Source organism: Streptomyces sp. NBC_00083, assembly GCF_026343295.1.
In the GTDB taxonomy this organism is placed as follows: Bacteria; Actinomycetota; Actinomycetes; order Streptomycetales; family Streptomycetaceae; genus Streptomyces.
Genome location: NZ_JAPELY010000002.1, coordinates 719,122 through 738,510, shown reverse-complemented (window position 1 = coordinate 738,510; position 19,389 = coordinate 719,122). Strand labels below are relative to the sequence as shown.

General features: G+C 72.9%; 11 protein-coding genes. 8 read left to right on the top strand and 3 right to left on the bottom strand.

The window, feature by feature from the left end:
• Nucleotides 1–423: 423 nt before the first annotated feature.
• On the bottom strand, nt 424–3,777 hold the full coding sequence (locus OOJ98_RS19760; RefSeq protein ID WP_267056254.1) for an ATP-dependent DNA helicase: 3,354 nt from the start codon (nt 3,775–3,777) through the stop codon (nt 424–426).
• Nucleotides 3,778–3,938: 161 nt separating this feature from the next.
• On the bottom strand, nt 3,939–4,349 hold the full coding sequence (locus OOJ98_RS19755; protein ID WP_267057033.1) for an MGMT family protein: 411 nt from the start codon (nt 4,347–4,349) through the stop codon (nt 3,939–3,941).
• Nucleotides 4,350–4,558: 209 nt separating this feature from the next.
• Between OOJ98_RS19755 and OOJ98_RS19750 the strand changes: the two genes are divergently transcribed.
• Nucleotides 4,559–7,435 (top strand): lysylphosphatidylglycerol synthase domain-containing protein, encoded by a 2,877-nt coding sequence (locus OOJ98_RS19750; protein WP_267056253.1) that lies wholly within the window; start codon nt 4,559–4,561, stop codon nt 7,433–7,435.
• A 57-nt stretch (nt 7,436–7,492) separates the two neighbouring features.
• Here the strand turns inward: OOJ98_RS19750 and OOJ98_RS19745 are convergent, their stop codons facing one another.
• Nucleotides 7,493–8,251: a YwiC-like family protein gene (locus OOJ98_RS19745; RefSeq protein WP_267056252.1), complete on the bottom strand. Its 759-nt coding sequence runs from the start codon at nt 8,249–8,251 to the stop codon at nt 7,493–7,495.
• Nucleotides 8,252–8,577: 326 nt separating this feature from the next.
• Between OOJ98_RS19745 and OOJ98_RS19740 the strand changes: the two genes are divergently transcribed.
• The 7 genes from OOJ98_RS19740 (at nt 8,578) to OOJ98_RS19710 (ending at nt 19,291) form a co-directional block, all read left to right on the top strand.
• Nucleotides 8,578–12,195, top strand: coding sequence for a nitrate reductase subunit alpha (locus OOJ98_RS19740; RefSeq protein ID WP_267057032.1), 3,618 nt, complete (start codon nt 8,578–8,580; stop codon nt 12,193–12,195).
• Nucleotides 12,195–13,715: a nitrate reductase subunit beta gene (gene narH / locus OOJ98_RS19735; protein WP_267056251.1), complete on the top strand. Its 1,521-nt coding sequence runs from the start codon at nt 12,195–12,197 to the stop codon at nt 13,713–13,715. The genes OOJ98_RS19740 and narH overlap by 1 nt, the downstream gene beginning before the upstream one ends.
• Nucleotides 13,712–14,353: a nitrate reductase molybdenum cofactor assembly chaperone gene (narJ, locus tag OOJ98_RS19730; RefSeq protein WP_267056250.1), complete on the top strand. Its 642-nt coding sequence runs from the start codon at nt 13,712–13,714 to the stop codon at nt 14,351–14,353. Before narH ends, narJ begins: the two co-directional genes overlap by 4 nt.
• Nucleotides 14,353–15,078: a respiratory nitrate reductase subunit gamma gene (narI, locus tag OOJ98_RS19725; RefSeq protein WP_267056249.1), complete on the top strand. Its 726-nt coding sequence runs from the start codon at nt 14,353–14,355 to the stop codon at nt 15,076–15,078. The genes narJ and narI overlap by 1 nt, the downstream gene beginning before the upstream one ends.
• Nucleotides 15,075–16,256, top strand: coding sequence for a TIGR04053 family radical SAM/SPASM domain-containing protein (locus OOJ98_RS19720; RefSeq protein WP_267056248.1), 1,182 nt, complete (start codon nt 15,075–15,077; stop codon nt 16,254–16,256). The genes narI and OOJ98_RS19720 overlap by 4 nt, the downstream gene beginning before the upstream one ends.
• A complete protein-coding gene (hemG, locus tag OOJ98_RS19715) occupies nt 16,253–17,629 on the top strand; it encodes a protoporphyrinogen oxidase (protein WP_267056247.1) in 1,377 nt (458 codons plus the stop codon). Before OOJ98_RS19720 ends, hemG begins: the two co-directional genes overlap by 4 nt.
• 78 nt (nt 17,630–17,707) lie before the next feature.
• Nucleotides 17,708–19,291, top strand: a complete 1,584-nt coding sequence (locus OOJ98_RS19710; RefSeq protein ID WP_267056246.1) for an alpha/beta hydrolase — start codon at nt 17,708–17,710, stop codon at nt 19,289–19,291.
• Nucleotides 19,292–19,389 lie beyond the last annotated feature (98 nt).

The following is a 19,389-nucleotide window of genomic DNA, read 5'->3' as shown; positions in this document are numbered from 1 at the left end:
CCCGGCAAACGACGCGCCCAACCCCCACCGCCCGCAGACGAAGCCGCCCCCAGGGCCGCGAGGAACTGCGCGACCAGCCCCCCACAGCCCGCAGACGAAGGCGCGCCCTAGGGGCGCGAGGAACTGCGCGGCCAGCCCCCACAGCCCGCAGACGAAGACGCACCCCTTAGGGGCGCGGGGAACTGCGCGACCAGCCCCCCACAGCCCGCAGACGAAGACGCACCCCTTGGGGGCGCGGGGAACTGCGCGACCAGCCCCCCACAGCCCGCAGACGAAATCGAACCCCTTGGGGGCGCGGGGAACTGCGCGGCCCGGCTCTACGGCTCGCGGGCGGAAGCGGGCTCCGGGGCGCGGGGTACTGCGTATCACCGGCTCGCCCGGCGGGGGCGCCGGCTCCTGAGCCGACCCGCACGGGTCGACGCCCTACTCCACCACCTGCCTCCCCTCCGGCTGGGCCGTGCAGGAGGCGCGGAACGTGCAGTGGGTGCAGTGCGTGCCCGGTGTCGGGGTGAAGTGTTCGTCCAGGACCTTGCCCGCCGCCGTCGCGAGGAGGTCGCCGACCCATTCGCCCTCCAGGGGCTGCTGGGACTGCACCTTGGGGTACGCCTCGCCGCCCTCGCGCTGGGGCGCGGCCTGACGGAGGTGGACGAGTTCCGCGCCCGCGGGGTCGGGGCGGCGGCCGTCGAAGGCCTCGTCCAGGGCGCCCTCGCGGACCGCCAGCTGGTAGACGGCCAGCTGCGGGTGGGCGGCGACCTCGGCCGCCGTCGGCGCCTGCTTGCCGGTCTTGAAGTCGACCACGTAGGCGCGGCCCTCGACGTCCTGCTCCACCCGGTCCATGGAGCCCCGGATGCGGACGGCGTACTCCCCCGCCTCCAGGGTCACGTCGAAGCCGTGTTCCGTGGCGACCGGGGTGCGGCCGGCGCGGTCGAGGGTGTGCCACTGGAGGAACCGCTCCAGGGCGGCGCGCGCGTTCTGCTTCTCCTGGAGCGACTTCCAGGGCGCGTCGAAGGCGAGCGCGTCCCACACGGAGTCGAGCCGTTCCATGAGGACGGCCAGGTCGGCGGGCGTACGGCCGGAGGCGACCTCGTCGGCGAGGACGTGGACCACGTTGCCGAAGCCCTGCGCGGCCGTCGCCGGCGCGTCCGCCTTCACTTCGCGGCCGAGGAACCATTGCAGCGCACACGTGTTGGCGAGCTGGTCGAGGGCGCTGCCGGACAGCGCGAGGGGCAGCTCGCGGTCGCGCAGCGGGACCTCGGAGCGGGTCGGGTCGTACAGGCCCCACCAGCGGTGCGGGTGCGCCGCCGGGACCAGCGGCTGGCCCTCGTCGTCGGTGAGCGCGGCAAGCCGGCCCAGGCGTTCGGCGGCGGCCTCGCGCAGCGCGTCGGAGGCCGCCGGGTCGACGGTGGTGGCGCGCAGTTCGGCGACGAGCGCCGCGACCGCGAGGGGGCGGCGGGGGCGGCCGGTGGTGTCGCGGGGCTCGACGCCCAACTCGGTGAGGAAGCGGGACGGCTGGTCGCCGTCGTCGGCGGGCGCCTTCACGGCGGTCACGATCAGGCGGTCGCGGGCGCGGGTCGCCGCCACGTAGAACAGGCGCCGTTCCTCGGCGAGGAGCGCGCCCGGGGTGAGCGGCTCGGCCAGGCCGTCGCGTCCGATGCGGTCGGCCTCCAGGAGCGAGCCGCGCCGGCGCAGGTCGGGCCAGAGCCCTTCCTGGACTCCGGCCACCACGACGAGGCTCCACTCCAGGCCCTTGGAGCGGTGGGCGGTCATGACGCGGACCGCGTCCGGGCGGGCCGCCCTGCGGGTGAGGGTGTCGGCCGCTATGTCCTGCGCGTCGACCTCGTCGAGGAAGTTGAGCGCGCCCCGCCCTCCGGTGCGTTCCTCGGCGCGGGCCGCGGTGTCGAACAGGGCGCACACCGCGTCGAGGTCGCGGTCGGCGGCGCGCCCGCCGGGTCCGCCACGCAGGGCCGAGCGCTCCAGGCGCCCCGGCCACGGGGTGCCGTTCCACAGCTCCCACAGTGCCTCGGCCGCGGTGCCGCCGCCTTCGAGGAGTTCACGTGCCTTGCGCAGCAGCGCGGCCAGGCGCTGGGCGCCGCGGGCGTACGAGGGGTCGTGCGCGACGAGCCGTTCGGGTTCGGCGAGGGCGCGGGCGAGCAGCACGTCGGAGGGCGCGGGAACGCGGGCCCCGGCGGCCCGCTCCTCGTCGCGCAGGGCCCGGCCGAGGCGCCGCAGGTCGGCGGTGTCCATGCCGCCGAGCGGCGAGGTGAGCAGGGTGTGCGCGGTTTCGGTGTCGAGTCCGGCGGGGGGCGCGGCGGGCTCGGCCGGCGCGGTCCGGCCGGGGTGGATCAGGCTGACCCGCGGGGGCGCGGGCGCCGCGGGGCCCTGCCCGGCGCGGCCGAGCGCCGCCTCCGCGACCACCCGCAGCGCCGTCAGGAGGGGCGCCACCGCGGGCTCGTCGCGCAGCGGGGTGTCGGCGCCGGAGGTGTCGACGGGGACGCCCGCGGTGGTCAGGGCGCGGCGCAGCGCCGGGATGGCGCGGGTGCTCGCGCGGACCAGGACCGCCATCTCCTGCCACGGGACGCCCTCTTCGAGGTGGGCGCGGCGCAGCAGGTCGGCGATGTTGTCGAGTTCGGTGGAGGCCGTCGGATAGGTGTACGTCTCGACCCGGCCGCCGGTGCGGGTCGGCCGCAGGTCGCGGTGGGCGCGGACCTGTTCGGCGGGCAGCCGCGGCATCGGCATGCGGCGCGTCAGGAGCCGCGTCGCGTCCAGGAGCGCGGTGCCGGAGCGGCGCGAGGTGGTGAGGACTTCGACCGGCGCGGGCGTTCCGTCGGTCCGCGCGAAGGTGTCGGGGAAGTCGAGGATGCCGTTGATGTCGGCGCCCCGGAAGGTGTAGATCGACTGGTCGGGGTCGCCGAACGCGACCAGGGTGCGTCCGCCGCCCGCGAGCGCCGTGAGGAGGCGTACCTGCGCGGGGTCGGTGTCCTGGTACTCGTCGACGAACACCGCGTCGTAGGAGGGCAGCGGGGTGCGGTCCGCGAGCAGTACCGCGCGGTGCACCAGCTCCGCGTAGTCGAGGACGCCCTGGAGGTCGAGCACGTCGAGGTATTCGGCGAGGAAGGCCGCGGCGGCCGTCCAGTCCGGACGTCCTGCGCGCTCGGCGAAGCGGGCCAGCTCGTCCGGGCCGAGGCCCAGTTCGCGGCTGCGGGCGAGGACCGCGCGGACCTCGTCGGCGAAGCCGCGCGTGGTGAGGCAGGCGCGCAGCTCGTCGGGCCAGCGCACATGGGCGAGGCCGGTGCGCTGGAGGTCGATCTGGCCGGCCAGGAGGTCGCGTACGGCCACGTCCTGTTCGGGCCCGGACAGCAGGCGCAGCGGTTCACGGAAGAGCTCGGCGTCCTGGTGGGCCCTGACCAGGGCGTAGCAGTAGGAGTGGAAGGTGGTGGCCTGCGGGCTCTTCGTGCCGGCGCCGAGGCGCAGCGCCATGCGGTCGCGGAGTTCCACGGCGGCCTTGCGGCTGAAGGTGAGCACCAGGATCCGCTCGGGGTCGGCGCCCGCCGCCACCTTGGCCGCGACGGCCTCGACCAGGGTGGTGGTCTTGCCGGTGCCGGGTCCCGCGAGCACCAGAAGTGGACCCGCGCGGTGGTCAACCACCCTGCGCTGGGGTGCGTCAAGGAGAGGGGGCTCCACCGGGGCCGGCGGTGTGCGCACCAGCCGGTACGCGCCGGGGGCCGCCCGGCGCACCTGTTGGTACGCCGTACGCCCGGTGGAGGAGGAGGAGCTCACGTGGATCGCCGGTCCTGGTGGGTGTGCTGGTCGTGATGGTGAGTGCGGGAACCGCGCGCTCGGCGCGGACCCTCGACGGTACGCCGAACCGTGCCCGCGACGCAGCGGGTCATCCGTACGGTCCTCCGGCCGCCCGGGGCGACGCGGGATGCCACAAGCTGTCAGGTATGAGCCGCCTCGCCGCCGAGCCCGCCGACCGTGCCGCCGCCGTGGCCGTCCCAGCGTGCCCGCTTCATGTCGAGCCGGGGCAGGTGCCCCTCGGCGGACCGGCCGGCCTCGCGCAGCGGTGTGGCCTCGTCCCGGTAGTGGCCGAGGGCGCGCAGTTCGTGGCCGGGCAGCAGCGCGCCGTCCGAGCGCACCACGCGCCACCAGGGCGCCGCGGCGCCGTAGAGCGCCATGACCCGGCCGACCTGGCGCGGCCCTCCCTCGCCGAGCCATTCGGCGACGTCCCCGTACGTCATCACCCGGCCGGGCGGAATGTGCTCGGCCACGTCGAGCACCCGTTCCGCGTACTCGGGAAGCTCGGGCGGCTCGCCCGCCCGGTCCCTGCGCTGCTCGCTCATCCGCCCCATCCTGCCGTACGCCACCGACAGCCGCCCCGGGTCCGCTCCTGTGCGGGGACGGGTTCGGGGCGTGGCGAAGGGGCGCAAGTCACACCGCGCACGCCCGGCGAATACACCCTGCTGCCCCTCTGGGATCTCTGGACATGCCACCATCATGCGGGCGGTGAGCGGTGATACGAGACAGAGACAAGACGGACGAGTCGGCGAAGGAGCGGGGCGTGCAGCCACCCGAGGCGGCGGCGAGCAGCAGCCCCGAAGCGGGGCGGCAGGCCGCCGCGTCCCAGGACCCGGCGTCCACGGACGCCCCCGGAACACCGGCCGGCACGACCGGATCCTCCGACTCCGAATCCCCCGCGGGGCCCGAGGACGCCTCGGGCGCTTCGGGCCCAGGGGGGCCCGAGGGCGCGCAGGGAGCCGGGCTTTCCGACGGTGAGGACGGGGAGACCGGGGAGGCCGGGGGCGGGCGGTGTGAGGACTCCGGGGCCATCGAGCGCGTCTCCGTGGACGAACCGCTGCTGCCCGCACGCGTGCACCGCCCCTCCGACCTGCTGCGGCTGCTCACCGGCGTCCTGGCGATCGCCGTCGTCCTCGCCATCGCCGCGTTCGCGCACGGCACCACGTCCGGCCTCGAGGACGACATCACCAAGGGCACCACCGGCACCCCCGACGTCCTGATCCGGCTCGCCGGGCTCGCCTCCAGCATCGCCGTCCTCGTGCTGCCCGTCGCCTTCGCGATCGAACGGCTGATCAAACGCGACGGGCTGCGGATCGCGGACGGTGTGCTCGCCGCCGTCCTCGCGCACGGCGTGGCGCTCGCCACCGACCTGTGGGTCGCCAAATCGGCGCCCGGCTCGATCACCGAGGCGCTGACCCAGCAGTCCGCGTCCGGCACCCTCACCGACCCCGTGCACGGCTACCTCGCCCCCGTCATCGCCTACATGACGGCCGTCGGCATGGCCCGCAGACCACGGTGGCGGGTGGCGCTGTGGGCGGTGCTGCTGCTCAACTCCTTCGCGGTTCTCGTCGGCGGCCAGACCACCCCGTTCTCGATCATGGTGACGATCCTCATCGGCTGGACCGTCGCGTACGGAACGCTCTACGCGGTCGGCTCGCCCAATGTGCGGCCCACCGGGCAGACCCTCCTCGCGGGCCTGCGCCACGTCGGCTTCAACCCGGTGACCGCGCTGCGCGCCGAGGACGTACCGGACTCGATGGAGCAGGGCGAGCGGGGCCGGCGCTATCTCGTCACCCTGGAGGACGGCCCGCCGCTCGACGTCACGGTCGTCGACCGCGAACAGCAGGCACAGGGCTTCTTCTACCGGGTCTGGCGCCGTCTGACGCTGCGCTCCATCACCACCCGCCGCTCGATCCAGTCGCTGCGGCAGGCCCTGGAGCAGGAGGCGCTGCTCGCGTACGCGGCCATCGCGGCCGGGGCCAACGCGCCCAAACTGATCGCCACCTCCGAACTCGGCCCGGACGCCGTGATGCTGGTCTACGAGCACACCGGCGGGCGCTCCCTGGACTCCCTTGACGACAAGGAGATCACCGACGACCTGCTGCGCGAGACGTGGCGGCAGGTCGAGGCGCTCCAGTCGCGGCGGATCGCGCACCGCAGGCTGGCCGGGGACGCGATCCTGGTGGATCGTTCCGGCAGTGTGATCGTGACGGATCTGCGCGGCGGCGAGATCGCGGCCGGCGACATCGTGCTCCGGATGGACGTCGCCCAGCTGCTCACCACGCTCGGCCTGCGGGTCGGCGCCGAGCGTTCGGTCGCGTCCGCGCTCGATGTGCTCGGCCCCGACGCGGTCGCCGACAGCCTTCCGCTGCTCCAGCCCATCGCGCTGAGCCGCTCCACCCGCGCGACGCTGCGCAGGCTCGGGCGCGAGCAGGCGCAGCGCGAGCGCGAGGCGGTGCTCGACGCGTCGGACGCGGCGCGCGAGGCGAAGGCCGCGGAGGCCGCCGCGGCGAAGGAGGCGGCGGCGCACCCCGAGGCCGTGGCCGCCCCGGAGGACCGCAAGGCGGTCAAGGCCGAGAAGAAGGCCGAGAAGGTGGCCATCGACGAGGCGCTCGACGAGGCGCACGAGGACGATCTGCTCACCCAGATCCGCCACCAGGTGCTGCTGATCCGGCCGCTGGCCCCGGTGGAGCCGGTGCGTCTTGAACGCATCAAGGTGAAGACGCTGATCAGTTTCGTGGCGGGCGCCTTCGCGGCGTACTTCCTGCTGGTGCAGCTCACCAACATCAAGTTCGGCGAGCTGGTCGCGAACGCCCAGTGGGGCTGGGTCGCGGCCGCCGCGCTGTTCTCGGCGCTGTCCTATCCGGCCGCCGCGGCCAGCCTGCTCGGCTTCGTACCGGAGCGGGTGCCGTTCTGGCGGGCGGTGGTCGCGCAGGTCGCGGGGTCGTTCGTGAAGCTGGTGGCGCCGGCCGCGGTCGGCGGTGTCGCCCTCAACACGCGCTTCCTGCAGCGTGCGGGGGTGCGGCCGGGGCTCGCGGTGGCGAGTGTGGGCGCGTCGCAGCTCTTCGGGCTGGCCTCGCACATCTCGCTGCTGCTGATCTTCGGGTACGTGACCGGTACCGAGCAGACCTCGGAGCTGTCGCCGTCCCGCACGGTGATCGCGGGGCTGCTCACGGCGGCCGTCCTGATCCTGGTCGTGACCGCGGTGCCGTTCCTGCGCAAGTTCGTGGTGAGCCGGGTCCGCTCGCTGTTCGCGGGGGTGGTGCCGCGCATGCTGGACGTGCTCCAGCGTCCGCAGAAGCTGGTCACGGGGATCGGCGGCATGCTGCTCCTGACCGGCGTGTTCGTGATGTGCCTCGACGCGTCGATCCGGGCGTTCGGTACGGGCAGTGACCACACGCTGAGCTACGCGAGCGTGGCGGTGGTCTTCCTGACGGCCAACGCGCTCGGCTCGGCGGCGCCGACGCCGGGCGGTGTCGGCGCGGTCGAGCTGGCGCTGTCCACCGCGCTCACGATCGCCGGCATGACGGCCGAGACCGCGACGTCGGCGGTGCTGCTGTACCGCCTCCTCACCTTCTGGCTGCCGGTGCTGCCGGGGTGGCTGTGCTTCAACTACTTGACGAGGAAGGGCCAGCTGTAGCACCCCGGGCGCGGAGGGTCGCTTGCACGGGGGCCACCCGCGCGGGCGCGGGCTTCCTCAGAACGCCCCCACCACAACCCCGAGCAACATCACCGACCCCGCCACCTCGACCGCCCCCACAACCCCCACCCGTACCCCCCGCCCCGGCAGGGCGACGGCTCGCGTCAGGTACAGGGTGAACGGGATCGCCAGCCAGGGGCTGAGCAGGAGGGCCAGGGGCAGCGCCGTCGCGTGGTACGCGACCGAACCCCGGTAGTACGCCCGGGAGTTCCGCTCGCGGATCATCGTCTTCACGTACGGCACCGTCCCCGCGAAGTACAGCAGGCAGGCGAGCGCGGGAGCGACTCCCGAGCCCCATGACCCGCCGCCCAGACGCAGAGCGACCAGCAGCATCGCGCACGCCGGGACGACCGCCGCGAGCCCGTTCCACAGGGAACGCTCCCGATTGCGGTACGCGTAAAGGAAGTTGACCGCGACGAACGGCACCGCGCACGCCGCCGCGAGCAGCAGCCAGGAGTGGCGGGCCGCGAGCGGGACTCCGCACACCGCCGCGCCCGCGCCGAAGCACAGCGCGGGCCGGACATGGCGGCGCGGCGCCCGCGGGTTGCGGGATATCCGGGTCAGCCGCAGCCACTGCTGGCCGTGATGGACCGCGAGGTACCCGAGCAGCCATGTCGCGAAGAGCGGCAGCTGCGCCCAGCGCGGGTCCCCGAGGAACGTACCCGCGAGGAACGGCACGGCGAGCATCGCCCACGCCCCGTGCTGGTTCGGCAGCCACCGGCTCCGCCCGGCGCCACCACCCCGGCCGAATCCCACGGCATCCTCCGCTGTCCCGAAATGGCCAAAAGTACTGGACGCCGTACGGACCCGGCGCGTTTCCCAGTTTCTCAGCCCGCACCCGGGACATTTGCGGAATTAGGTCACCGCCGGGTGGGACCAAAGACCCCGAGTTCCAAGAAACCCCGGGCGTAGTGTCGTTGGTGGCCGTCCGGAGGCGTCCGCTTTTCCCGACAGTCCGTCCGGAAAGGCCCGCTCAAATTCTTTTCTCCGGGCCACAGGAGTTTCCGTTGCAACAGAAGGCGAAGGCGCAGCAGAAAGCGCACCAGAAGGCGCAGCACCGGCACGACGCCGCCGACGCGCTGGTGCGCGCGGGCAGCTTCTTCACCCGCGCCGAGGTCTCCGACGACCTGCGCACCGTGCACCGTACGGGCGGCCGGCACGCGGAGTCCTTCTACCGGGACCGCTGGAGCCACGACAAGGTCGTGTACTCGACGCACGGCGTGAACTGCACGGGCTCCTGCCGGTGGAAGGTGTACGTCAAGGACGGCATCATCACCTGGGAGACGCAGGCCACCGACTACCCCTCCGTCGGCCCCGACCGCCCCGAGTACGAGCCCCGCGGCTGCCCCCGCGGCGCCTCCTTCTCGTGGTACAGCTACTCCCCCACCCGCGTCCGGTACCCGCATGTGCGCGGCGAGCTCCTGAAGATGTACCGCGAGGCCAAGGCGCGCCTCGGCGATCCGGTCCTGGCGTGGGCCGACATCCAGGGCGATCCCGAGCGGCGCCGCCGCTACCAGAAGGCGCGCGGCAAGGGCGGTCTCGTACGCGCCAGTTGGGAGGAGGCCGTCGAGATCGTCGCGGCCGCCCACGTCCACACCATCAAGGAGCACGGCCCGGACCGGGTCGCGGGCTTCTCCCCCATCCCGGCGATGTCGATGGCCTCGCACGCGGCGGGCGCCCGCTTCCACTCGCTCATCGGCGCGCCGATGCTCTCCTTCTACGACTGGTACGCGGACCTGCCCGTCGCGTCCCCGCAGGTCTTCGGCGACCAGACGGACGTTCCGGAGTCCGGCGACTGGTGGGACGCGGCGTATCTGATGATGTGGGGCTCCAACGTCCCCGTCACCCGCACCCCCGACGCGCACTGGATGACCGAGGCGCGCTATCGCGGCCAGAAGGTCGTCACCGTCTCCCCGGATTACGCGGACAACACGAAATTCGCCGACGAGTGGATGCACCCGCACCCCGGGACGGACGGCGCACTGGCCCTCGCCATGGGCCATGTGATTCTCAAGGAATTCTTCGTGGAGCGGCAGACGCCTTTCTTCACGGATTACGTGCGGAAGTACACCGATCTTCCTTTCCTGGTCTCCCTGAAGGAGACCGAGGAAGGGCTCGTGCCGCACAAGTTCGTGACCGCCGCCGATCTCGGTGACGAGACGGAGAACGCTCAGTGGAAGACGGTGCTCGTCGACGACGCCACGGGTGAACCGACCGTGCCCAACGGCACGTTGGGACACCGCTGGGGCTCGACGCCCGAGTGGAACCTGGACCTGGGCGACACCGTGCCCCGGCTCACCCTCCTGGGCGAGAGCGGCGGCGAGAGCGCCGAGGTCGTGCTGCCCCGCTTCGAGGAGACCGGCGAGGGCGCCGAGGGTGTCGTACGCCGTGGCGTCCCGGTCCGTCGCGTCGGCGGGCGCCCCGTCACGACGGTGTTCGACCTGATGCTGGCGCAGTACGGGGTGGGCCGCGCGGGCCTGCCCGGCGTCTGGCCCACGTCGTACGAGGACGCGACGACGCCCGGCACGCCCGCCTGGCAGGAGACCCTCACCTCCGTACCGGCGGCCCAAGCGGCGCGCGTGGCACGGGAGTTCGCGGACACCGCCGAGAGGTCCGGGGGCCGCTGCATGATCCTGATGGGGGCCGGCACCAACCACTGGTTCCACTCCGAGACCATCTACCGCGCCTTCCTCGCCCTGCTCACCCTGACCGGCTGCCAGGGCCGCAACGGGGGCGGCTGGGGGCATTACGTCGGGCAGGAGAAGTGCCGCCCGGTCACCGGCTGGGCCACCCTGGCGAGCGCATCGGACTGGACCCGGCCGCCCCGCCACATGATCGGCGCGGGCTGGTTCTACCTCCACACCGACCAGTGGCGCTACGACACGCTGCCCACCGAGGCGCTGGCCTCGCCGCTGGGCGACGGGCGGTTCGAGGGCATGACCGGCGCCGACTGCCTGGCCGCCTCGGCCCGCATGGGCTGGATGCCGTCGTACCCGACCTTCGACCGCAACCCCCTGGAGCTCGGCGAGGCCGACGACCCCGTCCAGCACGTCGTGGACGAGCTGAAGGCGGGCCGGCTCGGCTTCGCCGGCGAGGACCCGGACGCACCGCGCAACTGGCCGCGCGTCCTGAACGTATGGCGCGCCAACCTGCTCGGCTCCAGCTCCAAGGGCAACGAGTACTTCCTCAAGCATCTGCTCGGCACCCACTCCAACCTGCCCGACGACGGCCCCCGTTGCGCCCCGCGCGACGTGGCCTGGCACCAGGACGACGTGGAGGGCAAGCTCGACCTGCTGCTCGCGATGGACTTCCGGATGACGTCGACGACGCTGCTCAGCGATGTCGTGCTGCCCGCCGCGACCTGGTACGAGAAGCACGACCTGTCCTCGACCGACATGCACCCCTTCCTGCACGCCTTCACCCCGGCCGTGGACCCGCCCTGGCAGGCCCGCTCCGACTACGACGCCTTCCACGCGCTGGCCGAGCGCTTCGGCGAGCTGGCCAAGGAGCACCTCGGGGTGCGCAAGGACGTGGTCGCCACCGCCCTTCAGCACGACACCCCCGGCGGTGAGATGGCGCAGCCCGGCGGGGTGGCGCTCGACTGGTCGAAGGGCGAGTGCGACCCGGTGCCGGGGCGCACCATGTACAACCTGGCCGTGGTCGAGCGGGACTACGGCGCCGTCGGCGAGAAGTTCGCCGCGCTCGGCCCCCTCGTCGACACGCTGGGTGTCACCACCAAGGCGATCACCTTCGACGTAGCCGAGGAGATCACGTACCTGGGCGAGAAGAACGGCCTGGTGCGGACGGGGGTCGCCGAGGGGCGGCCTCGTCTGGACACCGCGCAGCGCGCCTGCGAGGCGATCCTCTCGCTGTCCGGCACCTCCAACGGGCGCCTCGCGACGCAGGGGTTCGAGACCCTGGAGAAGAGGACCGGGCAGCACATGGCGCATCTGGCCGCCGAGGCCGAGGGCAAGCGCATCACGTTCGCGGACACCCAGGCGCGGCCGGTTCCGGTGATCACCTCGCCGGAGTGGTCGGGCAGCGAGTCCGGCGGGCGGCGCTACACCGCGTTCACCGTCAACACCGAACACCTCAAGCCCTGGCACACCTTGACGGGGCGTCAGCACTTCTTCCTCGACCACGACTGGATCCACGAGGTCGGCGAGGCGCTGCCCGTCTACAAGCCGCCGCTCGACATGCACCGCCTGTACGGGGAGCCGGAGCTGGGCTCCACCGACGGCACGCAGGTCGCGGTCCGCTACCTCACGCCGCACAACAAGTGGGCGATCCACAGCCAGTACCAGGACAACCTGTACATGATGACGCTCGGCCGGGGCGGCCAGACCATCTGGATGTCACCGCGGGACGCCGACGCGATCGGCGTGGCCGACAACGACTGGATCGAGGCCGTCAACCGCAACGGCGTGGTCACCGCCCGCGCGATCGTCTCGCACAAGATGCCCGCCGGCACCGTCTACATGAACCACGCGCAGGAGCGCACGGTCGGCGTGCCGAAGACGGAGAAGACCGGCAGGCGCGGCGGCATCCACAACTCGCTCACCCGGATCATGCTCAAGCCCACCCATCTCGTGGGCGGCTACGCCCAGTTGACGTGGGCGTTCAACTATCTCGGCCCGACCGGCAACCAGCGCGACGAGGTCACCGTCATCCGCCGCCGCACCCAGGAGGTCCAGTACTGATGCGTGTGATGGCCCAGATCGCCATGGTCATGAACCTCGACAAGTGCATCGGCTGCCACACCTGCTCGGTCACCTGCAAGCAGGCCTGGACCAACCGGCAGGGCACCGAGTACGTCTGGTTCAACAACGTCGAGACCCTCCCGGGCCAGGGCTATCCGCGCCGCTGGGAGGACCAGGAGAAGTGGAAGGGCGGCTGGGAGCGCACCCGCTCCGGCAAGCTGCGCCTGCGCGCGGGCAGCCGGCTCAAGCGGCTCGGGAACATCTTCGCCAACCCCCAGCTACCGGAGATCGACGACTACTACCAGCCGTGGACGTACGAGTACAAGAACCTCATCGATGCCCCGGCGGGCGACGACCTGCCGGTCGCACGGCCCGTGTCCAGCCTGACCGGTGAGCCCGTCGACACGATCGAGTGGGGCCCCAACTGGGACGACAACCTGGGCGGCGCGCCCCAGAACGCGCCGCTCGACCCGGTCGTGGAGAAGATCCGCGACGAGGTCGGCGAGAAGATCCGCTTCGAGTTCGAGCAGAGCTTCATGTTCTACCTGCCGCGCGTGTGCGAGCACTGCCTGAACCCGGCGTGCGTCTCGTCGTGCCCGTCGGGCGCGATGTACAAGCGCGAGGAGGACGGCATCGTCCTCGTCGACCAGGACCAGTGCCGCGGCTGGCGGATGTGCGTGACGGGCTGCCCGTACAAGAAGGTGTACTTCAACCACGCCACCGGCAAGGCCGAGAAGTGCACGTTCTGCTTCCCGCGGATCGAGGTCGGCCTGCCGACCGTCTGCTCGGAGACCTGCGTGGGCCGGATGCGCTACCTCGGCGTCATGCTGTACGACGCGGACAAGGTGGCCGAAGCCGCGGCCGTGGAGGACGAACACGACCTGTATCCGAGCCAGTTGGAGTGTTTCCTCGACCCGGACGACCCGGCGGTCGTCGCCGCGGCCCAGGCCTCGGGCATCACCCGCGAATGGATCGAGGCGGCCCGCCGCTCTCCGGTGTACGACCTGATCGCCACCTACCAGGTCGCGCTGCCGCTCCATCCGGAGTACCGCACGATGCCGATGGTCTGGTACGTGCCGCCGCTCTCCCCCGTCGTCGAGGCGGTCGCCGCGAGCGGCCACGACGGTGAGGACGCGGGGAACCTGTTCGGCGCGATCGATGCCCTGCGGATACCCGTGGAGTACCTGGCCGAGATCCTCACCGCGGGCGACCCCCACCCCGTGGAGGCGGTGCTGCACCGGATGGCCGCCATGCGCGCCTACATGCGCCGCGTCAACCTCGGCGAGGCGCGCGACGAGTCCATCGCCACGGCCGTCGGGCTCACCGGCACCGAGATGGAGGACCTGTTCCGGCTGCTCGCGATCGCCAAGTACGAGGACCGGTACGTGGTGCCCAGCGCGGCCCGCGCCGACGCCGACGCCCTCGCCGACTCCCACCCGCTCGACGCCGCCTGCCCGGTCGGCGACATCGCGCAGGACCGCGTCCTGCTGAACCTCTCCCCCACCCGGAGAATCGCATGAACCCCGAGACCTCAGCCGTCCTGCGTCTGGTCGCGGCCCGCTGCCTGCGCTACCCGGACGAGATGCTCCACGCCCAACTCCCGCTGCTGCGCGAGGCATTGCTCCGTTTCCCGGGGCCGGCCGCCGAGCGGCTCCAGGTGTTCGTGGAGACCGCGGCGGCCACCGATCCGCTGGACCTGGCCGCGCACTACACGTCGACGTTCGACACCCGCAACCGGCGCTGTCTGTATCTGACGTGGTGGACCGACGGCGACACCCGGCGCCGCGGCCTCTCGCTCGTCCGGCTCAAGCGGATCTACCGCGACCACGGCCTGGAGTTCAGCCACGAGGAGCTGCCCGACTTCCTGCCGGCCGCGCTCGAATTCGCCGGGCGGCACGAGGAGTCCGGCACCCGGCTGCTCCAGGAGCACCGGGCCGGCCTCGAACTGCTGCGGCTCGCCCTGACCGAGGCCGGCACCCCGTACGCCGATGTGCTCGAAGCGGTCTGCGCGACTCTGCCCGGCGCCTCACCCACGACGAAGGCCGAGGCGAAGGCGCTGGCCAAGGCGGGGCCGCCCCAGGAAACGGTCGGCCTCGAACCCCTCGGGCCCGGCGTCGAACTCCCCTGGCCCGGCTTCCCCGAGAGGAAGGCATCCTGATGGACCTGCTCCTGTGGGGCGTACTGCCCTATGTGTCGATCGCGCTGCTGGTCGCGGGTGTCCTGTGGCGGGCCCGCTACGACCGGTTCGGCTGGACCACCCACTCCAGCCAGGTCCACGAGTCGCGGCTGCTGCGCATCGGTTCGCCGCTCTTCCACTTCGGGATGGCCTTCGTCGTCCTCGGCCATGTGGTGGGCCTGGTGATCCCGCAGAGCTGGACCGACGCGGCCGGGGTCGACGACCACACCTACCATCTGCTCGCCGTGTCGACGGGCGCGGTCGCGGGGATCGCCGCGGCGGCCGGCATCGGCCTCCTCGTGTACCGCCGCCTGAAGGTCCCGGCGGTGCGCCGGGCGACCCTGCGCAGCGACCACCTGATGTACACGTTCCTGCTCGGCGCGATGGTGCTCGGCCTCACCGCGACGATCCTCAACTCGACGGGGGCGACCGGCGATTACAACTACCGCGGGGGCATTTCCCTCTGGTTCCGGTCGCTGTTCACCTTCCAACCGGACTACCACCTGATGGGCGCGGCCCCGCTCGCCTTCCAGCTGCACATCCTGTTCGGCTTCACCCTGTTCGCGCTGATCCCGTACTCGCGCCTCGTGCACATCTTCAGCGCACCCGTGCAGTATCTGTTCCGCCCGTACGTCGTCTACCGCCGCCGCGACCCCGCGCTGACCGCCAACCGGGCGGACCGGCGCGGCTGGGAGCGGGTGCGATGAGCGAGCGCCGCACCCTGGTGCGCAGGCCCCGGCACGCCCTGGCGGAGCGGCCCTTCATCGTGATCTGGGAGGCCACCCGCGCCTGTCCGCTGGCCTGTCTGCACTGCCGGGCCGAGGCGCAGCCGGACCGCGATCCGGGCGAGCTCGACGGGACGGACGCCCGGCGCCTCATGGACCAGATCGCCGCGTTCGGCAAGCCGAGTCCGCTGTTCGTCATCACCGGCGGCGACCCCTTCCAGCGCCCCGACCTCAACGACCTGGTGGCGTACGGGACGTCACTGGGGCTCAGGGTCGCGGTGTCGCCGTCCGGCACGCCGACCCTGACCCGCGCCCGTCTGACGGCGGTGCGGGACGCGGGCGCGGTGGCGCTCTCGCTCTCCCTCGACGGGTCGACGGCCGAACGGCACGACGCCTTCCGGGGCGTGGACGGCGTCTTCGACTGGACCCTGGACGGCTGGCGCACCGCCCGCGCGCTGGGCCTCAAGGTGCAGATCAACACCACCGTGACCCGCGCCGCCCTGCCGGACCTCGCCGACATCGCGGCCCTGGTCCGGCGCGAGGGCGCGATGCTCTGGTCCGGCTTCGTCCTGGTGCCGACCGGGCGCGGCGCCGACCTGGGGGCGCCCGCCCCGCACGAGATCGAGGACGTCCTGCACTTCCTGTACGACTGCGGCTCGGTCATCGCCACCAAGACGACGGAGGGCCACCACTTCCGGCGGGTCGCGCTGCAGCGCGCGATCCTGGCCCGCCACGAAGAGCAGCCGGAACTGGGCCCGCTCTATCGCCAACTGTCCGCCAGGGCACAGGAGTTGGGCTTCTTCGACGGTGCGCGGCGCCCGGTGCGCAGGCCACCGATGGACGTGTCGTCGGGCCGCGGCTTCGTCTTCGTTTCACACACCGGCGAGGTCCACCCCAGCGGTTTCCTGCCGGTCACCGCGGGCAATGTGAAGCACCATCCACTGGCCGAGATCTACCGCGGCTCGGCCCTCTTCACGACGCTCCGCGACCCCGCCCTGCTGCGCGGCGCGTGCGGGCGCTGCGAGTTCAACACCGTGTGCGGCGGCTCGCGTTCACGGGCGTACGGCCTGACCGGCGATGTGCTCGCCGCCGACCCGGGGTGCGCGTACGAGCCCGGCACCTTCCCCCATCAGGACGAACTCCGAGAGCTGGTTCCATGAGATCGACGCGATCGGTCATCGTCATCGGCGGCGGCATCAGCGGCCTCGCCGCCGCCTGGCAGCTGCGCGGCCGCGCCGACGTCACGGTCCTGGAGAGCGAGGCCCGCATCGGCGGCAAGCTCCGCACCGGCACGCTCGCCGGGGTGCCCGTCGACGAGGGCGCCGAGTCCGTGATGGCGCTGCGGCCGGAGGCCGTCGACCTCGCCACGGCGGTCGGGCTCGGCCCCGCGCTCACCGACCCGGCGCCCGCGCCGGTCACGGTGTGGACGCGCGGCGCGCTGCGCGCGATGCCCGCCGGGCACATGCTCGGCATCCCGTCCGACCCGGCGGCGCTCGCCGGTACGGGCCTGCTGTCGGACGAGGGCCTCGCGCGGCTGCGCGACGAGCCGGAGCGGCCGGCGGGGCCCATCACCGAGGATGTCGCCATCTCCGACTACCTCATCGGCCGGATCGGCCGGGAAGCGGTGGACCGGCTGGTCGAACCGCTGCTCGGCGGTGTGTACGCGGGCCGCACCGACCGGCTCTCCCTGCGCTCGGCGATGCCGGGCGTGGCCAGGGTCGCCGAGCGCGGCGAGCCGCTCCTCGCGGCCCTGCGCGGCCGCCCGCGCCCCCGGGGTTCCCTGGTGCGCGGCATCGCGGGCGGCACCGGGCGGCTGCCGCTCGCGGTCGCCGCGGAGAGCGGGGCCCGCGTCCTGACCGGCACGACCGTACGCGCCGTCGAACGCACCGCGTCCGGCGGCTGGCGGGTCCAGGCGGCCACCGCCGACGGTCCGCTGCTGCTCGGCGCCGACGCGGTGATCCTCGCCGTGCCCGCCTTCGCGGCGGCGACCCTGCTCCGCCCGTTGGCGCCGGACGCCCACATCGGGCTCTCGGCGATCCCCTACGCGAGCACGGCCGTGGTGACGATGGCCTTCGCGCGCGAACGGTCCGGGCTCGCGGGGCTGCCCACCGGCAACGGCTTCCTGGTGCCGCCGGTGGACGGCCACACCGTGAAGGCGGCCACCTTCCTCTCCAACAAATGGGACTGGCAGGCGAAGGCGGCGCCCGGCCACTTCCTGCTGCGCGCCTCGGTGGGCAGGGCCGGCGAGGAACACCTCCTGGAGCGCACGGACCGCCATCTCGTCCGCGCCGCCCTCCACGACCTGCACCACGCGGTGGGCGCGATCGGCGAGCCGGTCGCGGCCCGCGTCACCCGCTGGGATCGCGGCCTGCCGCAGTACACGGTCGGCCACGCCGAGCGCACGGCCCGGATCCGCGAGGACCTCGCCCGCCTGTCCGGCCTCGCCGTGTGCGGCGCCGCGTACGAGGGCGTCGGCATCGCGGCGTGCGTGGCGACGGGGCTGGCCGCGGCGCTGCGGGTCTCGGAGGGCTGACCCGGCGGCCCGGTGACGGCGCCACCCGCATGGCGCCCCGCTCGCGCACCCCGGGGGCCCGGCCCGCAGGATGGGGGAATGGAACACCACCGTGCCCCTCGCAAGCGGACGCGCGCGACCGCGTTCGGCGCCGCCGCCCTCCTGCTCGCCGCCGGCTGTTCCAGCGGCGACAAGGACGACAACGGGCTCAGCTCCAGCGCCGCCGACCCGGCCAAGCTCGCCTCGCAGAAGCTGAGCTGGAAGCCGTGCGCGGCGCCCACCGCGGCGGAGGGCACGGGCTCGGCCCCGTCGGCGCCGCCCGGCGGCGGCGAGTGGAAGTGCGCCACCATGAAGGTGCCGCTCGACTACGCCGACCCGAAGGCCGGCACCGTCGACCTGGCCCTGATCCGCGCCGAGGCCACCGACAAGGCCCACCGCATCGGCTCGCTCGTCTTCAACTTCGGCGGCCCCGGCGGCTCCGGCGTGACCACCCTGCCCGCCGCCGCGACCGACTACAAGGGGCTGCGTGCCCGTTACGACCTGGTGAGCTTCGACCCGCGCGGGGTGGGCGCGAGCGCGCCGGTGCGCTGCGAGAACGACTCCCAGCTCGACACCTACTTCGCGCAGGACGCCACGCCCGACACCCCCGCCCAGGAGAAGTCGTACGTCGAGAGCCTCAAGTCGTTCGCGACGGCCTGCCAGGACAACTCCGGCACGGTGCTCCCCCACGTCGGGACCACCAACGCGGCCCGCGACATGGACCTGATGCGCCAGGTGCTCGGCGACCAGAAGCTCCACTACATGGGCATCTCGTACGGCACCGAACTCGGCGGCGTCTACGCCCATCTGTTCCCCAAGAACGTGGGGCGGGCCGTCTTCGACGGCGTCGTCGACCCCACGAACGATGTCGAGCAGGGCGCCCTCGGCCAGGCCAAGGGGTTCCAGCTCGCCCTCGACAACTTCGCCCAGGACTGCGTGAACCGCGGTGACCAGTGCCTGCTGCGCGGCTCCACCGCCAAGGAGGTCGAGGGCACCATCGTCAAGCTGCTCGCCCAGCTCGGACAGAAGCCCATCCCGGCCGGCAACAGCGGGCGGCAGCTCACCCAGACCCAGGCCACCAACGGCATCGCGCAGGCCCTGTACTCCAAGGAGTACTGGCAGCTGCTCGAACAGGGCGTGGACGACGCGGAGGGCGGCGACGGCGCCCTGCTGCTCGTCCTGTCGGACTCCATGAACGGGCGCGCCAAGGACGGCTCGTACAGCAACATCCAGGCGGCCAACGCGGCCATCAACTGCGTTGACTTCAAACAGCGTTACACGGTGGACCAGGCGAAGGCGAAGCTTCCGGAGTTCCGCGCGGCGTCGCCCGTCTTCGGCGACTTCATGGCGTGGGGACTGCTCGGCTGCTCCGAGTGGCCGGTCGCCGGCCAGTGGACCACGCCGGACGTGAGCGCGCCGGGCGCACCGCCCATCGTGGTCGTCGGCAACACCGGGGACCCGGCGACGCCGTACGAGGGCGCCAAGAACATGGTGGACAAGCTGGGCCCGGGGGTCGGCGTGGAACTCACGTACAAGGGCCAGGGGCACGGGGCGTACGACAGCGGCAACAAGTGCGTGCAGAACGCGGTCAACGCGTACCTCCTGGAGGGGAGGGTGCCTTCTGCGGGGGCCGTCTGCGCGTGACCCGGCGCCGGTCATTGCGGGGGTGGGCAGCGCGTGACCGGGGTGCCCCCGGGGCGGGGGCCGTTCGCGCAGTTCCCCGCGCCCCTTATGGGCCCCCG